At 63.1% G+C, this 17,151-nt stretch carries 17 protein-coding genes; 6 read left to right on the top strand and 11 right to left on the bottom strand.

Translation table 11 applies throughout. The features are described 5' to 3' along the window. Positions 1-41: 41 nt before the first annotated feature. Positions 42-875: a DUF2059 domain-containing protein gene (locus NLY42_RS17590; protein ID WP_023712457.1), complete on the bottom strand. Its 834-nt coding sequence runs from the start codon at positions 873-875 to the stop codon at positions 42-44. A gap of 243 nt (positions 876-1,118) precedes the next feature. Here NLY42_RS17590 and NLY42_RS17595 point away from each other — a divergent pair, with 243 nt between their 5' ends. Further along, positions 1,119-3,458, top strand: a complete 2,340-nt coding sequence (locus NLY42_RS17595) for a glucose/quinate/shikimate family membrane-bound PQQ-dependent dehydrogenase (RefSeq protein WP_196814830.1) — start codon at positions 1,119-1,121, stop codon at positions 3,456-3,458. Between the two features lie 12 nt (positions 3,459-3,470). Here the strand turns inward: NLY42_RS17595 and NLY42_RS17600 are convergent, their stop codons facing one another. Next, the gene (locus NLY42_RS17600) at positions 3,471-3,971 is read right to left on the bottom strand and encodes a hypothetical protein (protein WP_155923825.1); all 501 of its coding nucleotides are present in this window, start codon (positions 3,969-3,971) and stop codon (positions 3,471-3,473) included. 135 nt (positions 3,972-4,106) lie between these two features. Here NLY42_RS17600 and NLY42_RS17605 point away from each other — a divergent pair, with 135 nt between their 5' ends. Then, a complete protein-coding gene (locus NLY42_RS17605) occupies positions 4,107-5,012 on the top strand; it encodes a dienelactone hydrolase family protein (protein WP_023682108.1) in 906 nt (301 codons plus the stop codon). A gap of 3 nt (positions 5,013-5,015) precedes the next feature. Here NLY42_RS17605 and NLY42_RS17610 read toward each other — a convergent pair whose 3' ends face one another. The 5 genes from NLY42_RS17610 to NLY42_RS17630 form a co-directional block, all read right to left on the bottom strand. Then, positions 5,016-5,465: a response regulator gene (locus tag NLY42_RS17610; protein WP_023753523.1), complete on the bottom strand. Its 450-nt coding sequence runs from the start codon at positions 5,463-5,465 to the stop codon at positions 5,016-5,018. Then, the gene (locus NLY42_RS17615; protein WP_023753522.1) at positions 5,462-6,610 is read right to left on the bottom strand and encodes a histidine kinase dimerization/phosphoacceptor domain -containing protein; all 1,149 of its coding nucleotides are present in this window, start codon (positions 6,608-6,610) and stop codon (positions 5,462-5,464) included. Before NLY42_RS17615 ends, NLY42_RS17610 begins: the two co-directional genes overlap by 4 nt. Positions 6,611-6,665: 55 nt before the next feature. Further along, entirely contained in the window at positions 6,666-6,884 is a 219-nt protein-coding gene (locus tag NLY42_RS17620) for a hypothetical protein (protein WP_155929625.1), read from the bottom strand. Beyond that, positions 6,871-7,068 carry a hypothetical protein gene (locus NLY42_RS17625; RefSeq protein ID WP_013531006.1) on the bottom strand — a complete coding sequence of 66 codons (198 nt, stop codon included), beginning with the start codon at positions 7,066-7,068 and terminating at the stop codon, positions 6,871-6,873. Before NLY42_RS17625 ends, NLY42_RS17620 begins: the two co-directional genes overlap by 14 nt. 146 nt (positions 7,069-7,214) lie before the next feature. Beyond that, complete coding sequence (locus NLY42_RS17630; RefSeq protein ID WP_023699589.1) at positions 7,215-7,700, bottom strand: thioesterase family protein; 486 nt, start codon at positions 7,698-7,700, stop codon at positions 7,215-7,217. A gap of 102 nt (positions 7,701-7,802) precedes the next feature. On the opposite strand from NLY42_RS17630, the gene NLY42_RS17635 reads away from it, so the two are divergent. The 3 genes from NLY42_RS17635 (at position 7,803) to NLY42_RS17645 (ending at position 13,804) form a co-directional block, all read left to right on the top strand. Next, entirely contained in the window at positions 7,803-9,212 is a 1,410-nt protein-coding gene (locus NLY42_RS17635; protein WP_023753521.1) for an FAD-binding oxidoreductase, read from the top strand. Positions 9,213-9,277: 65 nt separating this feature from the next. After that, entirely contained in the window at positions 9,278-9,712 is a 435-nt protein-coding gene (locus tag NLY42_RS17640) for a hypothetical protein (protein ID WP_156933740.1), read from the top strand. A gap of 156 nt (positions 9,713-9,868) precedes the next feature. After that, positions 9,869-13,804: an AsmA family protein gene (locus tag NLY42_RS17645; protein ID WP_023753519.1), complete on the top strand. Its 3,936-nt coding sequence runs from the start codon at positions 9,869-9,871 to the stop codon at positions 13,802-13,804. 7 nt (positions 13,805-13,811) lie between these two features. Here NLY42_RS17645 and NLY42_RS17650 read toward each other — a convergent pair whose 3' ends face one another. The 4 genes from NLY42_RS17650 to NLY42_RS17665 form a co-directional block, all read right to left on the bottom strand. Then, on the bottom strand, positions 13,812-14,033 hold the full coding sequence (locus NLY42_RS17650; protein ID WP_023668319.1) for a ribbon-helix-helix domain-containing protein: 222 nt from the start codon (positions 14,031-14,033) through the stop codon (positions 13,812-13,814). 13 nt (positions 14,034-14,046) lie between these two features. Then, positions 14,047-14,241, bottom strand: a complete 195-nt coding sequence (locus tag NLY42_RS17655; protein ID WP_023667420.1) for a DUF4169 family protein — start codon at positions 14,239-14,241, stop codon at positions 14,047-14,049. An 18-nt stretch (positions 14,242-14,259) separates the two neighbouring features. Next, complete coding sequence (locus NLY42_RS17660; protein WP_023667419.1) at positions 14,260-14,805, bottom strand: SspB family protein; 546 nt, start codon at positions 14,803-14,805, stop codon at positions 14,260-14,262. A gap of 130 nt (positions 14,806-14,935) precedes the next feature. Continuing rightward, complete coding sequence (locus tag NLY42_RS17665) at positions 14,936-15,619, bottom strand: TetR/AcrR family transcriptional regulator (protein ID WP_023753518.1); 684 nt, start codon at positions 15,617-15,619, stop codon at positions 14,936-14,938. 188 nt (positions 15,620-15,807) lie between these two features. Between NLY42_RS17665 and NLY42_RS17670 the strand changes: the two genes are divergently transcribed. Continuing rightward, a complete protein-coding gene (locus tag NLY42_RS17670; RefSeq protein WP_023682099.1) occupies positions 15,808-17,013 on the top strand; it encodes a multidrug effflux MFS transporter in 1,206 nt (401 codons plus the stop codon). The last annotated feature ends 138 nt before the right edge of the window (positions 17,014-17,151 follow it).

Consider the following 17,151-nt stretch of genomic DNA (forward strand, 5'->3'; position numbering starts at 1 on the left):
GTGTCTACGTTTTGTTCTGCTAAAGTGCCCGATACTGCGGCTCAGGCCTTTCGGTAACCGAGCGCGACGAACAATCGATGTCCGAACGAGCGCGCTTCCTCTGTCATCACCATGCCAAAGGCCGTCAGCATCTGGTCGTAATAGCGGCTGCCCGCGGGTGACGCCAGGAATGTCGAGTACAGTCTGAGATCGCCGAGCGGGAGATCCCGGTACGTATAAGCGCTACCCTGCATGGCATTCTGTTCGATGTTCTGGCGAATTTTCACGGATTGCTGACGCACCAGCGCCATGATCTGTTCGTCCGACAGAGGCTTTCCGGCTGCGCCCAGCATCCCCGTAACCATCGCGTAGCTCATGTTCAGCGCTATCGCCTCGCCGGTGTCGACAGCGCTGATATCGTCGATGATCTTGCGGTACAATTCGAGCCGGGCTGGATCCTTGGTCGGAAGCTCGGCGAGGATTTGCTTGCCCTCTGTCTTCTTGCTTTGCCTGCCTTCCGGGCCAGACGACTGAATTTCCAAAGCGGTGACGTGCTTGCCCAACGGGGAAGCGTAAAACGCTGCGAGGTCGGACAGATCGGTGGCCGACAGCCTGTCCGCCATCCGCGATTCGATGGCAGTCTCCATTTTGACTGCGTCGAAGGCGCCTTCCAGCGCGACCGACAAGGCGTCCTGGAAATTTGCCGGTAACGGTTCGGGTATGGATTTCGTGGCTGCGGCGATGCCGGGACCGATGCCCATCAGCATCTCGTGAAAGCCGTTTGCCTTGTTGATCTCGCTCAGCGTCTGTGCCGGCGCGGCCACTGTGCCGGCCGTGAGCGCGACGAAGCTACAGAGGACAAGGACTACTCGCGTCAGAGGCGAGGCGAATGACATCACTCTGGTTGCTCCTGATGGTTGGTCGAAAGCAGACTGCTGGAAAACCCGGATGCCGGCAAGGCGGGATTGCCACCTGGGCGTGTGGCCTCGAAAAAAACGCCCTGTGCGCGGAGCCTGCGGCATGGCCGTTTGGTTTCGCCATGGATCGCTCCCCGGCGGCTTGACAGGCACGGCGGGCGGGAGAAGGTTGTACCGCCGGGGGCAGGATTGGCATACCTTTGCCCATGGCCGCGCCGCGGAATGCGCATCAGTCGAAGGAGTATCGTCTTGGCTGTCGTCATCACCTCCCTCATCCTGTTCCTCATCGGCCTCGCACTTGGCGGCGGCGGCGTCTGGCTCGCGATGCTGGGCGGCAGCTGGTACTATGTCGTCACCGGTCTCGCCTTCCTCATCGCCGCATGGCTGCTCTTCCGGCGCAAATCGACGGCGCTCTGGCTCTACGCGGCGATCGTGCTCGGCACGCTGGCCTGGGCGGTGTGGGAAATCGGCTTCGACTGGTGGGAACTCGGACCGCGCGGCGGCATCATCGTGCTTCTGGCGCTGTGGCTGCTGACGCCTTGGGCAAGGCGGGGCCTGATCGGCCCCGACGCGCGCGCGCCGCTCATTCTGGCCGTGCTCGCATCGCTCGCCGTCGCCGGTTATTCGATGACGGCCGATCCCAAGGACATCGCCGGCGACCTCAGCGCCGACAAGGTGACGCCGACTGCCGATCTCGGCGGCAATGTGCCTCCGGGCGAATGGCATTTCTACGGCCGTACGCAATTTGGCCAGCGCTATTCGCCGCTCGACCAGATCACGCCCGACAATGTCGCCAAATTGCAGCCGGCCTGGATCTACCAGACCGGCGACGTGAAAGGGCCGGACGATGTCGGCGAAACCACCTACCAGGTGACGCCGCTGAAGGTGGGCGATGCGCTCTATATCTGCACGCCGCACAATTTCGCCATCGCCATCGATGCCGCCACCGGCAAGGAGAAATGGCGTTTCGATCCCAAGATCAAGCTCGACAAGGACCGCCAGCACCAGACCTGCCGCGGCGTGTCCTATTATGCCGATGCCAAGATCGCCGCCGGCCAGCCTTGCGCGACGCGCGTCTATCTGCCGACCTCGGATGCGCGGCTGATCGCGCTCGACGCCGCCAACGGCCAGGTCTGCCCGTCCTTCGCCGAAGCCGGCACGCTCAATTTGTTGACCAACATGCCGTATCCGAAGTCGGGCTATTATTACTCGACCTCGGCGCCGCTGATTGCGGGCGGCAAGATCATCATCGGCGGCGCGGTCAACGACAATTATTCGACGCAAGAGCCGTCCGGCGTCATCCGGGCCTTCGACGTCGACACCGGCGCCCTGGTGTGGAACTGGGATTCCGGCAATCCGGATCAGACAACGCCGCTGGCGGCAGGCCAGACCTACACCCACAACTCGCCCAACATGTGGTCGACGGCAAGCGCCGACGAGAAGCTCGGCCTGCTCTATGTGCCGCTCGGCAACCAGACGCCGGACCAGCTCGGGATGGGCCGCAGCGCCAATGTCGAGAAGTTTTCCTCCTCGATCACCGCGCTCGATCTGGCCACCGGACAAGTGCGCTGGGTGCGGCAGACCGTGCATCACGACCTCTGGGACATGGATGTGCCGGCACAGCCGACCCTGGTCGACATCACCACCGCTGCCGGCGTCGTTCCGGGCCTGGTTGGACCGACCAAGCAGGGCGACCTCTACGTGCTCGACCGGCGCAGCGGCGAGCCGATCATCCCGATCAAGGAAGTGCCGGCGCCGGGCGGCGCTGTCGAGGGCGATCACACGTCGCCGACGCAGCCGGTCTCGGATCTCTCCTTCAATCCGAGGCCGCTGACCGGCGCCGACATGTGGGGCATCACCATGTTCGACCAGCTGGCCTGCCGGATCGAATTCCAGGGCCTGCGCTACGAGGGCCGCTACACCCCGCCATCGGTGCAGGGGTCGCTGGTCTATCCCGGTAATTTCGGCACATTCAACTGGGGCGGCGTCGCCGTCGATCCGGTGCGGCAGGTGATGTTCGGCATGCCGACCTATCTGGCGTTCAAATCGCAGCTCATTCCGCGCGACCAGGTGCCGCCGCCGGATGAGGGGCGCGGCAGCGAGCAGGGGCTGAACCGCAATGAGGGCGCACCCTATGCGGTGGTGATGGGGCCGTTCCTGTCGCCGCTCGGCGTGCCCTGCCAGGCGCCGCCATGGGGCTATGTGGCGGGAGCGGACCTCAGAACCGGCAAGATCGCCTACAAGCACCGCAACGGCACCGTCTACGACATGACGCCGTTGCCCTTGCCGCTGAAGGTCGGTGTTCCCGGCATTGGCGGGCCGATGATCACCGCCGGCGGCGTCGTCTTCCTGGGCGCGGCGGTCGACGACTATCTGCGCGCCTATGACCTGACATCGGGCAAGCAGCTTTGGCAGGCCAGGCTGCCGGCCGGTGGGCAGTCGACGCCGATGACCTACACCGTCGCCGACGGCCGCCAGTTCGTGGTCATCGTCGCCGGCGGCCATGGCTCGGTCGGCACCAAGCCCGGCGACTATGTGATGGCCTATACGCTGCCGAAGTAGCAGCGATGTGACTTAGGTAAGTGATCGGCCCGGCAGATATTCTGTCGCGCCGCCCCTCATCTGCCTGCCGGCATCTATACGGGGAGAAGTGCCCGGCAGGGCGATGAGGGCAGCAGCAGCCTTGGTCAGCTTGCGTAAGAGATGGCCTTTGAGGCTGGGCACGGAGCCCAGTACTTCATTGGTTAGCTGCGGCCCTGTTTCGGCCTGCTGGATCAGCGTGGTGCCGGCCGACGCCGGTCGACGCGGACCTTCACCATCCGAGCGGCGGCTGCGGCAGCAGCGGAGCGCATTGCCAGCAAGGCAGCAACAGCAAGCACGAGCGCGCTTGCAAGGATCGGAGTAGACAAGGTCATGGCGTTGTTCCTTCTCGTCGGGCTCGCCGCTACGAGCGAGACCATCATCAGCTTCCTTCCATATTGTGGCGGCACCATCGACATTCTCTGAAATGACCAAAATGTGATGGGCGCGTTCGGCGGGGCGGCCGCATCGTTCGATGGCGCAAGCGTCACCCATCCGAGACTGGACCGTGCGAGCTTGCACCCTATCTTGATCCGCGAGTCATCCCGGAGTGACCGCGAGGTCATCCCGGAGTGACCATGAGGTCATCCCGGAGTGACCGTGAGATCATCTCCTAACGAGGAGCACGCCATGACGAAACCCACCGCCGAAGCCGTCAAACCTGCCAAACCTGCCATCACCCAGGCGATGATCGATGCCTATGACGAATACACGCATCTGACGCTCGACCGCCGCCGCTTCATGGAACAGCTGACCAGGCTTGCCGGATCGGGCGCGGCGGCGGCCGCGATCGCGCCGCTGCTTGCGGCGAATTCGGCGCAGGCGGCAATCGTCGCCGACAACGATCCGCGCGTGAAGGCTGAAGATATCACCTATTCCGGCAGCAGCGGTGAGATGAAGGGCTATCTGGTCAGGCCGGCGGACCAGTCCGGCAAGCTCGGCACCGTCATCGTGGTGCATGAGAACAGGGGGCTCAACCCGCATATCAAGGATGTTGCGCGGCGCGTTGCGCTGGAAGGGTTCGTGGCGCTGGCGCCGGATTTCCTGTCGCCGCTCGGCGGCACGCCCGCTGACGAAGACAAGGCGCGCGACATGTTCACCAAGCTCGACGCCAGCCAGGTCACCGCCGATGGCCTGGCGACCATCGCCTATCTCAAGGGCGAGAAGGACGGCAACGGCAAGGTCGGTGCTGTCGGCTTCTGCTGGGGCGGCGGCACGGTCAACAATCTGGCGGTCAACGCGCCCGATCTCGCCGTCGGCGTCGCCTATTACGGCATGCAGCCGAAGGCCGAGGATGTGGCGAAGATCAAGGCGGCGCTGTTGCTGCACTATGCCGGGCTCGACGAGCGCATCGACGCCGGCATCGATGCCTACAAGAAAGCGCTCGACGCCGCCCATGTCGAATACACGCTCTATGTCTATGACGGCGTCAACCATGCCTTCAACAACGACACCTCGGCCGCGCGCTACGACAAGAAGGCAGCCGATCTCGCCTGGGGACGGACGATCGCTTTCCTCAAGGAGAAGCTGGCGTAGGCTTCAGGCCGCCGACGACGCCCATACGCTTTCATAGGCCGGCGACAGCGTAAAACCGGCCGGCAGCACCGAGACCGGGGGCGGGCGCCGCACGCCCTCCTGCAGATAGCGCAACGCCGACACCAGTCCGTTCATCGTGTAGGGCTTGGCGATGACGCCGATCGCGCCGGCGAAATGGTCGGGGATGCGTTTTGGATTGGCGGTCATGAACACCACCATGGAACGGTTACCCTCGCGGATATGCTCGGCAACCTCGACCCCGGTTGGTCCGTCGGCGAGGTGGATATCGACAAAGGCAATATCGGCATCGGCGGTATCAATCATATCTCTTGCTTCGGCCAACGATGTCGCCCAACCCACAACGCTGTGGCCGGCTTCCTCGACGAGGCTTTCCAGTTCCATCGCCAGCAACGCCTCATCCTCGACGATCAGGACCTTGAGCGGTTCGTTCATGACAGCTTCCCTTTCTGCTGCGGTTCGTTCGGCATCGAGATGACGACCTTTGTGCCCGGGCCGGCGTCGCGCCATTCGATGTCCGCATGCAACTGACGGGCAAGCGACTTGATCAGCCGCATGCCGAAAGAAGCATCGCCACTGGCCTCGGCCATGCCGACGCCGTCATCGGAAACCTCGATGTTGAAGTGGCCGTCGGGCTGGCTCATCTTGATGCCGATGCGCCCCGCGGTGGTGCCGTCCGGCTTTTCCTTGAAGGCATGCTTCAGCGCGTTGGTGACAAGCTCATTGACCATCAAGGCAACAGGCGTGGCTTTTTCGGCCGGAATGACGATGGGTTCGAGGTCCAGCGTCGGCTTGATCTCGGCGCGTCCGGATGCGGTCAGCAGGTCGGTGACCAGATCCCTGGCGAAATCCGAGACATCGAAGCGGCTGACATCCTTTGACTGGTAGAGACGGCGATGCACCGTGCTCAGCGCCTCGATGCGCTCCAGCATGGTGGCCAGCGATCGCTTTGTCGCTTCATCCTTGATTGCCCGGCTTTGCATGATGATCAGCGAGGAGATCATCTGCAGGTTGTTTTTCACCCGATGGTCGACCTCGTGCAGCAGCGTGGTCTGCGCCTCAAGGGCGGCCTCAAGCTCGCGCGTGCGTTCCTTGACAGCCTTTTCAAAGCGGTTCTTGTCGGCGGTGATGCGATCCTCCGAGCGCTTGCGATCGGAGACATCGAGCTGTGAGGCAAAGAAGAACAGGAGTTCGCCTTTGTCGTTGGAAACCGGGCTGATGTAGAGCGCATTCCAGAATGTCGAGCCGTCCTTGCGGTAGTTCAACAGATCGATGGCGATATCGGTTCCCGCTGCTATCGCGTCGCGCACGCTAGCCACAGCTGCCTTGTCTGTCTCTGGCCCCTGCAGGAAGCGGCAGTTCTTGCCCATGACCTCGTCGCGCTCGTAGCCGGTCAGGCGCAGGAACGCGTCATTGGCAAAGACGATCGGATTGTCCGCCTGACGGGGATCGGTGATGACCATCGACATGCGGGTGGCGCGGATGGCGGCCGCGAACGGATCGCCCTTGCCGTGCTCGGCATGCAGATTGTCCGTCATGTGCCATGCGTCGGCCGGTTCCCTGGTCCTTTTCCAGTCCATGCTTTCACTCCAAGCCGTTTTTCAGGGGTCACAACGGCTTAGACGTGGAATTGGTTCAATCTTGATCTTCTTGTCGCAGGCAGCCGTTTGCGAAACCGAATCGCCGGTTGCGCAAACTGTCGAAATGAACGGTTTTTGAAGGTTGTCGGATGCAGCCGATTCGCTGAAAGCGGGGCTGGCGCAGACCTTTGGAAATGATCAGGTCGCAATGGTCCGTGGCGGCGCTCGCCGGTGGCGGCTTTCTCAGAACAGCGGAAACATCAGGCGTGGCCACGCTTCATGCGCGCCTGCTTCAGGATGGCGCGCCAGCGGATCATGTCGAAGGGGATAGGCTCGTTGTTGTTGGCGATGTGGAAGATCTCGTTGTTGACGTTCTTCAACGAGCGCCAGAAATCATAGTCGGTGATGCGCGGATCGGCAGCCAGCCTGTCCACCTCGACCTTGATGTCGGTTTTCATGCACGTTCCTCGAACCGCCTGTTGCCCGCCGCCCGCGTCACAACTCGCATGGCACCGTTCTCAAACGGTCAGCTGAGTCGTTCAATGGCCCAAATGGCTTGTTCACGTTAAAACCTTGGTAAGGTTAACGCGGGCGCGGCAGCGCTTCAAGCGGTCCTGCGGCGAATACCGATCGAACGGCCGGCGCGCTCGGGCATCGGCAGTGCAGAATGGGCGGCGCGCATGGCTTCCACCTTGGCCTGCACATCGGCGGGGAAGGGCGCGACTTTCGGCCCGGACATGTCGACATGCAGCGACAGGGTTTCGGAGGTGGCGGCAAGCCAGCCATCGACATGGCGGATTTCCTGGTAGGCCCTCAGCCGCTTGTCGTCGTGATCGATCAGCTGGAAGGATACGACGACCTTGTGTTCGAGGTGCAGTTCCTGGACATAGCAAACATGGACTTCGGCCGTGTAGATGGTCAGGCGCCGCTCTTCGACATAGTCCAGCCCCATGCCCATCGCCTCGAACGCCTCATCCGAGCAGCGGTCGAACAACACGTTGTAATAGGCCATGTTGAGATGGCCGTTGTAGTCGATCCAGTCCTTCTCGATGTCCATCGGTTTGGAAACTAAGGGGGCGGGAACAGGCATGGAAAGTTCCTTGTTCTGGTGCTGGACAGAGCGCGGCAGTCGAGACTACGCATCCATAATCGCATAACAAGCGTGGACGCTGGTCCATTCGCGGAGGAATTCATGGCTCTGAGCGACCTCAATCCGGTCGAACGCAACGAGGAAGGCATCGCCGCCGTGCTCGGCATTCTCAAGCAGCAGCTCGGCGAACGCTTCCAGACAGGCGCGGCGATCCGCTCGCAGCATGCGCATACCACCACCTATATTCCGACGCAGGCGCCTGACGGTGTCGCGTTCCCGGAGACGACAGAAGAGGTGCAGGAGATCGTACGTGCCTGCGCCGCGCACCGCGTGCCGGTCATCGCCTTCGGCGTCGGCTCGTCGCTCGAAGGCCATACCAATGCGCCGGGTGGCGGCATCTCGGTCGACACCTCGCGCATGAACCGCATCCTGTCGGTCAACCCCGAGGATCTCGACTGCACGGTCGAGCCTGGCGTAACGCGCGAGGATTTGAATCGGCACCTGCGCGATACCGGCCTGTTCTTCCCCATCGATCCCGGCGCCAATGCTTCGCTCGGCGGCATGGCGGCAACGCGGGCCTCCGGCACCAATGCGGTGCGCTACGGCACGATGCGTGAAAACGTGCTGTCGCTGAAAGCCGTCATGGCCGATGGCGAGACGGTGACGACCGGCAAGCGGGCGAAAAAGAGTTCGGCCGGCTACGATCTGACGCGGCTTCTGGTCGGCTCGGAAGGCACGCTCGGCATCATCACCTCGCTGACCTTGAAGCTGCAAGGCATTCCGCAGGCGATCTCCGGCGGCGTCTGCCCGTTTCCAAACCTCGAGGCGGCCTGCAACGCGGTCATCGCGACCATCCAGATGGGCATTCCGGTGGCGCGCATCGAACTGGTCAATGGACTGCAGATGCGGGCGATGAAGAATTACTCGAAGCTCGATTATCCCGAGAGCCCGTGCCTGTTCGTCGAGTTCCACGGCAGCGATGCCGGCGTCGCCGAACAGGCCGAGACCTTCGGTGCCATTGCTGAAGACAATGGCGGCGGGCCATTCCTTTGGACCAGCGTCGCCGAGGAGCGCACGAAACTCTGGAAAGCCAGGCACGATGCTTATTGGGCGTCGCTGACGCTACGGCCGGGCGCCAAGGGTCTTTCGACCGATGTCTGCGTGCCGATCTCGCGGCTGGCCGAATGCGTTGCCGAAACCGAGGCCGACATTGCCGAGATGGGCCTGGTTGCGCCGATCGTCGGCCATGCCGGCGACGGCAATTTCCATGTGCTGGTGCTGATGGATGTCAACGACCCCAAAGAGATCGCGCTGGCGGAGAAATTCGTGGCGCGGCTGAACATGCGGGCGATCGCCATGGACGGCACCTGCACCGGCGAACACGGCATCGGCCAGGGCAAGATCGGCTTCCTGCGCCATGAGCTCGGCCATGGTGTCGACATCATGCGCTCCATAAAAAAAGCGCTCGACCCGCAAGACATCATGAACCCAGGCAAGATATTACCTGCATAGCCGAAATGTGAGGAGCGGCAATGGATACCCTGATTATAAGGGCATCGCTTGGCAAGACACTGTTATTGCTGTCGACCAGCCTCTTTTTTGTCCTGGCCTGCGCTTTCCTGATTTATGTCTCCGAGGACGGCGACACCGCCGGCCTTTGGTGGTGCGTGGCCTTTTTCGGGCTGGTCGCGTTGGTGTTTGCCTGGCAGCTTGTGCGGCCGCAGATTCTGGTGCTGAACGGACAAGGTTTCAGTCTCGGCGGAGGCCTTGTTCGATCGCCCAAGCTGGTCCCCTGGAAGGATATCGAAAGCTTCTTCGTCGTCCATCGCCGGCGCAGAATCGGCGATATGATCGGGTACAATTTCGCACCGGGGGTCAAGAAAAGCTCCGTCATGGGCAGCGTGACCAAAAGCCTCGGCGCCGAAGCCGCATTACCGCAGGGCTGGACATTGTCGCCCGAGGAGATGATAGTGCTGCTGAACGAATATCGCCGACGGGCCATGGCAGGATAGTCTCTTACGCACAGGCCGGACCGCGGTCAAAGGCTCCAAAAATCTCTGCTCTTCCAGATACATCAGAGATCAAGCAACTCTGGATGAATTGCCTCTTTATCGACACGCTGATGCGGGTAGAGTGCGGCTGACTTTCAATCAACCCGTTCGGAGCTGATGCTCGCACGCCTGTTCGTGATCTTCGGTGGCTTGTTTGTGCTGGTGCTGGTTGCGGCGCTGGTGGTGCCGTATTTTGTCGATTGGACCGGGTACCGCGCCCAATTCGAGCGCGAGGCGAGCGCCATTCTCGGCCGCAAGGTGACGGTGCAAGGCGACGCCACGGCGCGGCTGTTGCCGTTCCCCTCGGTGACCTTCTCAAACGTCACGGTCGCCGGCGGCCCCGGCGGCCAGCCGGCAATGACCGTCGAGACCTTTTCGATGGACGCGGAACTGGCGCCGTTCCTGCGCGGCGAAGTGCTGATTTTCGACATGCGGCTGGTGCATCCGAGGGCGACGATCGACATCGCCGATAACGGCACGGTCGACTGGGCGATACGGCCGTCCTCGCCCTTCGATCTCAACCAGATCTCGATCGAGAAGCTCACGGTGACGGAGGGAGAAATTGCGCTCCGCCATGCCGCAGGCGGGCGCAGCCATCTGATTTCCGAGATCAATTCGACCATCTCTGCCAAGTCGCTGGCCGGGCCGTGGCGCATGGACGGAACGTTGCTGCTCGACGGACTGCGTTCGACGGTTGCGGCTTCGACCGGCAAGGCCGAAGGCAGCGGCCAGATGCGGCTGAGGCTCAAGGTCGATCCCGATGCCTATCCACTGGTCATCGAAACCGACGGCAATGCCGGCATCGTCAATGGGGCTGCCGTCTATTCCGGCCAGTTCAAGATTTCCGGCAACGACAAAAACAGCGCCGAACTGCGCGGCGGCGATGGCGAGAGCGTCAAAATCAGAGCCGGCAAACCCGATCCGGGGTTCAGGCTGAACGGCAAGTTCTCGCTCGACCACCAGAAGCTTGGCGTCGACGAATTCCGCTTCGAGACCGGGCCGCTCGACAATCCCTACACAGCCGACGGCAAGGCTTCGGTCGATCTCGGCCTTAGGCCGAACTTCGCCATCGAGGCCAATGGCGCGCAGGTGCAACTGGACGAGGCGGTGGGCGCTGAGAAGGGCGCCGGCCTGACGCTGGACCAGCGCATTGCCGGGATCGAGCAGGCGCTGCTCGAACTGCCGAAGCCGAGCATCCCCGGCACTGTCGAGGTCAAGCTGCCGGCGGTGGTGGCTGGCGACACCACGGTGCGCGACGTGCATCTCTCGGCCGAGCCGGTCGAGGGCGGCTGGTCGGTGAAATCGCTGGCCGCGACCTTGCCCGGGCGCACGACGCTGGAAGCCAGCGGCATGCTCAGCGTCGAAGATCATTTCGGTTTCAGCGGCTCCATGCTGCTGGCTGTGGCGCAGCCTTCCGGCTTTGCTGCCTGGTTGTCCAAAGATGTCGACGAGGCGATCCGCCGGCTGCCGGCCGCCGGCTTCAAGGCCAAGGTGGACCTGTCGGAGAAGCGCCAGGCGTTCAGCGATCTCGAACTGATCCTCGGCAAGTCGAAGTTCACCGGCCGCATCGATTCCAGCCAGCCCGACGACGCCAAGTCCTCGGTGCTGATGCGGCTCGAGGGCGGCGAACTCGATGTCGACGGGCTGACGGCCTTCGCCTCGATCTTCGTCAGCGACAAGGGCGCCAACCGTTTTTCCGACCGTGACCTCGATTTTCAGATCAAGGCAGGGCCGGTCAATGCCGGCGGGCTCACCGCCGACACGGTCGATACCGCGCTCCGGCTCCGCGACGGGCTGCTCGAAATCGACCGGCTGTCGATTGGCGGCCTTGCCGGCGCCTCGATCAGCGCCACCGGCCGGATCAAGGATTTTCCGGCAAGCCCGACCGGCAAGCTCGATGCCTCGGTGGTCGCCGTCGATCTGAAGCCGCTGATCGACATTGCCGCGCAACATTATCCCGACAATCAGGTGCTGAAGGGGCTGGCTGGCCGCACGGCCGCCTATCCTGAACTGTTCCAGGACGCGCGCGTCGATCTGGTGGCGAGCGCCGCCGACAATGGCGACGGCACGACCGGGCTGGCGGTGAGCGGACAAGGCAAGGCCGGCGGTTCGGCCTTTTCGGCGTCGCTGTCGGGCAAGGGTGCCGTCGGCCAGTTGCTCGACGCGCCGGTGACGCTGACCTTCAACGCCAAAAATCCCGACGCCACCGTGCTGCTGGCGCTCTACGGCCTGCCGGCGCTGCCGCTCGGCATGCTCGGCCAGGCAAGCACCGATATTTCGGCCAAAGGCACGTTTGGCGGCGGCCTGGCGACGAGCTTCAATTTCGCCGCCGACGACTTCAGGGCGACGTTCGACGGCACCGTTGCTCAGACACCGCAAGGCGCCACCGCCAAGGGCAAGATCGGCCTCGACGCCTCCGACATCGAGCCCTGGCTGATGACGACCGGCGCCGGCCTGCCGGGCATGGGAACGGGCACCTCGACCTCGCTCAGCGCGGATGCCGATTTCGGCAATGGCCTGCTGGTGTTGAGCGGTCTCAGCGGATCCATCAACGAGTCGGAGATTTCGGGCGACGTCAACATCGATGCGAAGCAGGGGCTGCCGCATTTTGCCGGTGCGCTGGCGCTCGACGAACTGGACCTCGACCCGATTGCGGTTGCGCTGTTCGGTGACCAGTCGTTCCTCAGCAGCAACGCGAACTGGCCGACGGCGCCATTCAGCCAGAAATCCAGCCTGCCGTTCAGCGCCGATCTCGATCTGACGACGGCGACTCTTGCCGCCGGACCGCTGGCGACAGCCTATGATGCGTCGCTGTCGTTGAAACTCGACCAGGAAGGCATCCGCGTTTCGGACCTGAAGGCAAAACTGCTCGGCGGCGCGCTCACCGGATTGTTCGAGTTGAAGAACACGGACGGCACGGGGCTGTTCTCCGGCCAGATGAGGCTTGCCGGCGCTGACCTGGCGACCGTGCTGCCGGCTGCCGGCTTGAGTGGCAGCGGCGACTTCTCGACAGGGCTGTCGACCAGCGGCAAATCGGTCGACGCGATGATTGCCGCACTCTCCGGCTCGGGCACGGCGGCGCTGAAAGGCCTCACCATTGCCGGCGTCAATCCCGATGCCTTCGGCGCGTTGATTGCCAAGGCCGATGCGATCGGGCGCGACATCGACGTGGCCAAGACCGCGGGCTTTGCACCTGAGATCGCTGGCGACGGCAGCTTTGCTGCCGGCGATGCCGACATCGCCTTCACGGTCGCCGGCGGCACGTTGCGGGCACCACCGATGAAACTCGAAAACCAGGCGGCGACGCTGTCTGCCGACATCACGGCCGACCTCAACACCGGCACCGTCGCCACCAAGGGCGCTGTCACCTACAAGCCTGGCGACGAGGCGCTGATCGGCTCCGATCCGACGGTCAATTTCAGCGTCGATGGGCCGTTCGGGGCGCTGAAGAAGCAGTTCGACAGCGAGCCGCTGGCGCAATTTTTGACCCAGCGCGCGCTGGAAAAGGAGCAGCAGCGGGTCGAGGCGATGCAGGCCGCACTGCTCGAGAAGCAGCGGCTGCGGCGCGAGGTGCGCTACTACGCCGCCCTGCAGACCGAGCGCGACAACGCCGCCGAGGAATTGCGCAAGCAGGAGGAAGCGGCACGGCTCAAAGCCGAGGCCGACGCCAAGGCGAAAGCACAGGCCGACGCAAAGGCACAGGCCGAAGCGGATGCCAAGGCCAAGGCGGATGCCAAAGCAAAGGCCGATGCGAAAGCGCAGGCAGAGGCTGACGCAAAGGCCAAGGCAGATGCGGACGCGAAAGCGCAGGCCGAAGAGCAGGCTGCCGAAGACGCCGCAAAGGCCGAGGACGAACGGAAGAAGGCTGAGCAGGCGATGCGGATCGCTTCGCAGGAAAAAGCCAGGCTGGAGGCCGAGCGCAAGGCTCAGGAGCAGGCGCCGAAGGTCGACCGCTCACTTCCCGGTGTCAGTGACGGTTCGGCCCCGGCGCCGCCGAAGCCCAGGACAAATCCGTTCTCCGTCGACAATCTGCTGAAGTCGCTGGGCAATTAAGAACCATTCAGACCGCGCCGCGCTTGGCCCAGTCCAGCACATGAAGCCTGAGCGCCGAGGACAGGTTCGCATCGCGCGGTCTTGTCTCATCGATCTCCGCGACCAGGGCAGCAAGCGTCAGCTTGCGCGCGGCGGCGATGGCGACGAGATCGTCATAAAAGGGTTTTTCGAGGGAATAGCTGGTGCGATGGCCGCGGATGGTCACGGAGCGTTTTTCGACCGGGCTCACCGCAGGCGGTCCATCAATCGCCCTGGTCTTCCGGGCGTTCGCGGCGGTGGCCGGCGACGAATTTTTCGGCCTTGTCCGATGTCAGACGGTCACGAGTTCTTTCGGCTTTGGAACGGCCGTGCAGAGCGCGGTTCTCGCCGGCGAGCTTTTCCTTTTCGGTGCGCGCCTTCTGCTTGCGGACCTGGCGAAGGTTGACGATTTCGCCCATGTCGCGCCGACCGTCCCGCTACTTCTTGCGGAAGGCGTCGAGCGACACGACGTCGGCGCCCTTGCCGGCGGCGGCATCGGCCACGGCGGGCTTTTTCTCCGCCTCAGTGGCAGCTGCCTTCTTCTCGGCCTTCGGCTTTTTCTCGGAGACGATAGCCAAAGGCTCGGCAGCCGGCTGGGCGGCTGCATCGTCTTCCGCCGGGACGTCGGTCTTAACGTCGAACTCGAGTTCGAAATTGACCGATGGGTCGTAGAAGCCGCGTACGGCCGAGAACGGGATTTCCAGCTTCTCCGGCACGTCGGAGAAGGACAGCCCGACCTCGAAGCCGGTATCGGTCACCTTGAGGTCCCAATACTGGAACTGGATGACGATGGTCATCTGTTCGGGATAGCGCTCGCGCAGCCTGGAGGACACCCGCACGCCCGGCGCGCCGGTCAGGAATGTGATGAAGAAATGATGATTGCCGGGAAGGCCGGTGCGCGCGACTTCGGCCAGGACCTTGCGCATGACGCCGCGCAATGCCTCCTGGGCCAGGATGTCGTAGCGGATGTGGTCGTCGGCCATGTGCTGGTCGGGTTCCGTTGAATCGTCCGCATAGCTGTAATCAAGCTTGAGCGCGGCGTAAACCGGATATAGATCGCTGATGCGCCGAAGCGAAGCCCGTAACGGACGATTTGATCGCCTGCTTTGGCGTTCAGGCGCTGGCCAGCTGTTTTTCCACCGCTGCCGCTGATCTGCGCTTGCCGAAGGCGCGCAGGAATGTGCCCACGCCGTGGGTGGCGGATTGCAACACTTCATCTTCCGACGGCATCCCGCCTAGCATGAAGGTGGTCTGCAGTTCGGCGTTGGCTAGCGCCAGGAACTGGCGTGCGGCGACATCGGGATCGTCGACCGCGAGATGGCCGGCATGGGCGAGGCGGGCAAAACGGGCGGCAAGTGCGGGCCAGGTCCGGCCCGGCCCTTGGTCGCGCCATTCTGCGAAGAGCTCGGGATAGCGCTCGCCTTCGGTCTGGATCAGCTTGCGCAGGAAGCGTCCGTCGCGGTTGCAGATGCAGTTCTGATTCATGCGCACGGCAAAGCCGATCAGGTCGGCTTCCAGATCCTTCGGCTGGTCTGGGAAAGAGGCGAAGGTGGCGAAGATGCCGGCATTGCAGCGCTCCGTCAGATCGCGCACCACAGCCATGAAGAGCTTTTCCTTGTCGCGGTGGTGATTATAGATGGTCTGGCGCGACACGCCGGCCTCCACCGCGATCAGGTCGATATTCGCGCCGGCAAAGCCTTCCCGGCAAAAGACCGAAGCCGCCGCATCGATAATCGACATACGCTTGGCCTCGTGGCCGCGTGGCGGGAAAATGTCAGGAGAAACGGCAAGCTTCATAGAAATCTATATAGAGGTGATTGACGAATTAGACAAGGCTGTCTAAATTTGTGGACACAATAAATGGGGAATTCGCTCCGTAGAGACGAATAATCTCGCTCTGAGCCGTCGGATTTCAACGGGATGGAACGTCCTAGGGTTAGTCGTCGCGTTGGCGGCGCCAACCAGACTTGAAAGAAGCCTTTATCATGAGTCCCAAATTCCTCCGCATCGCGGTCGTGCTCGGCCTGTTGTCCGCTATCGGCCCCTTCGCCATCGACATGTATCTGCCGGCGTTGCCTTCGATCGGCGAAGATCTGCATGCCGGCACCGCCGCCGTTCAGATGAGCCTTTTGATCTTCTTCCTGTCGATGGGCTTCGGCCAGATCGTCGTCGGACCGATCTCCGACATGGTCGGCCGCAAGCTGCCGCTTTACGGCGGCCTTGCGCTGTTCATGGTCGGCGGTATCGGTTCGGCCATGAGCCCGACCATCGAATGGCTGATCGCCTTCCGCTTCCTGCAGGGACTGGGCGCCAGCGCCGGCATGGCGGTGCCGCGCGCCATCGTGCGCGACCTGCACACCGGCACCGAAGCCGCCAAGCTGATGTCGCTGCTGATGCTGGTGTTTTCGGTGTCGCCGATCCTGGCGCCGCTGACCGGCAGCCAGATCATCGAGAATTTCGGCTGGCGCGCCGTGTTCTGGACGGTGACGGGCGCGGCCCTGCTGGCCACCATTCTGCTGGCGACCTCGCTGAAGGAGACGCGGCCGGCGGAAGAACGCGTCGGTTCCTCCTTCGGAACCGCACTCGCCGGCTATCGCTTCCTCATGGGTGACCGCAATTTCCTCGGCCTGGTGGCGATCGCCGGCTTCGGCATCGCCAGCTTCTTCGTCTACCTCTCGAGTTCGTCCTTCATCCTGATCGACCATTACGGGCTGTCGCCTTCCGTCTACAGCGTGTTCTTCTCGATCAATGCGGTGGCCTTCATCGGCATGTCGCAACTGACGGGGATGCTGTCGGAGCGCTTCGGGCTGAAGCGCGTCGTCTGGGTGGCGGTAACCGGCTATGCCACGACGATGGTTGTGCTGTTCGCAGTCATGGCGACCGGCGTCGACCGGCTCGATGTTATGGCGGCACTGCTGTTCGTCGGCTACGGCTTCCTTGGCCTGGTCATCCCGACGACGTCGGTGCTGGCCATGGAAGAGCATGGCGAGATCGCCGGCACGGCCTCGGCGCTGATGGGCACGCTGCACTTCGCCATCGGTGCGCTGGCGATGGGCGTCGCCGGCATCTTCTTCGACGGCACCCCGCTGCCCATGGTGGCCGGCATCACGCTCTGCGCGGTGATCTCGTTCACGCTGGCCAAACTGACGCTTGGCCGCTCGCGCGAAGCCGTTGAAGCGCCGGCCGAGTAAGCTGACCGCAATCGACCGGAAAGGCCGGGTCATCCCGGCCTTTTTCACGTCTGGGGTAATCCGGCCCCGGCCACGGCCTTCGACCGACGCCAGCGGCAAATTGCACCAGCTCATGGCTCAATTTGGTGTAGGCTTCGC

The organism is Mesorhizobium sp. C372A (assembly GCF_030323245.1).
Taxonomy (GTDB): domain Bacteria; phylum Pseudomonadota; class Alphaproteobacteria; order Rhizobiales; family Rhizobiaceae; genus Mesorhizobium.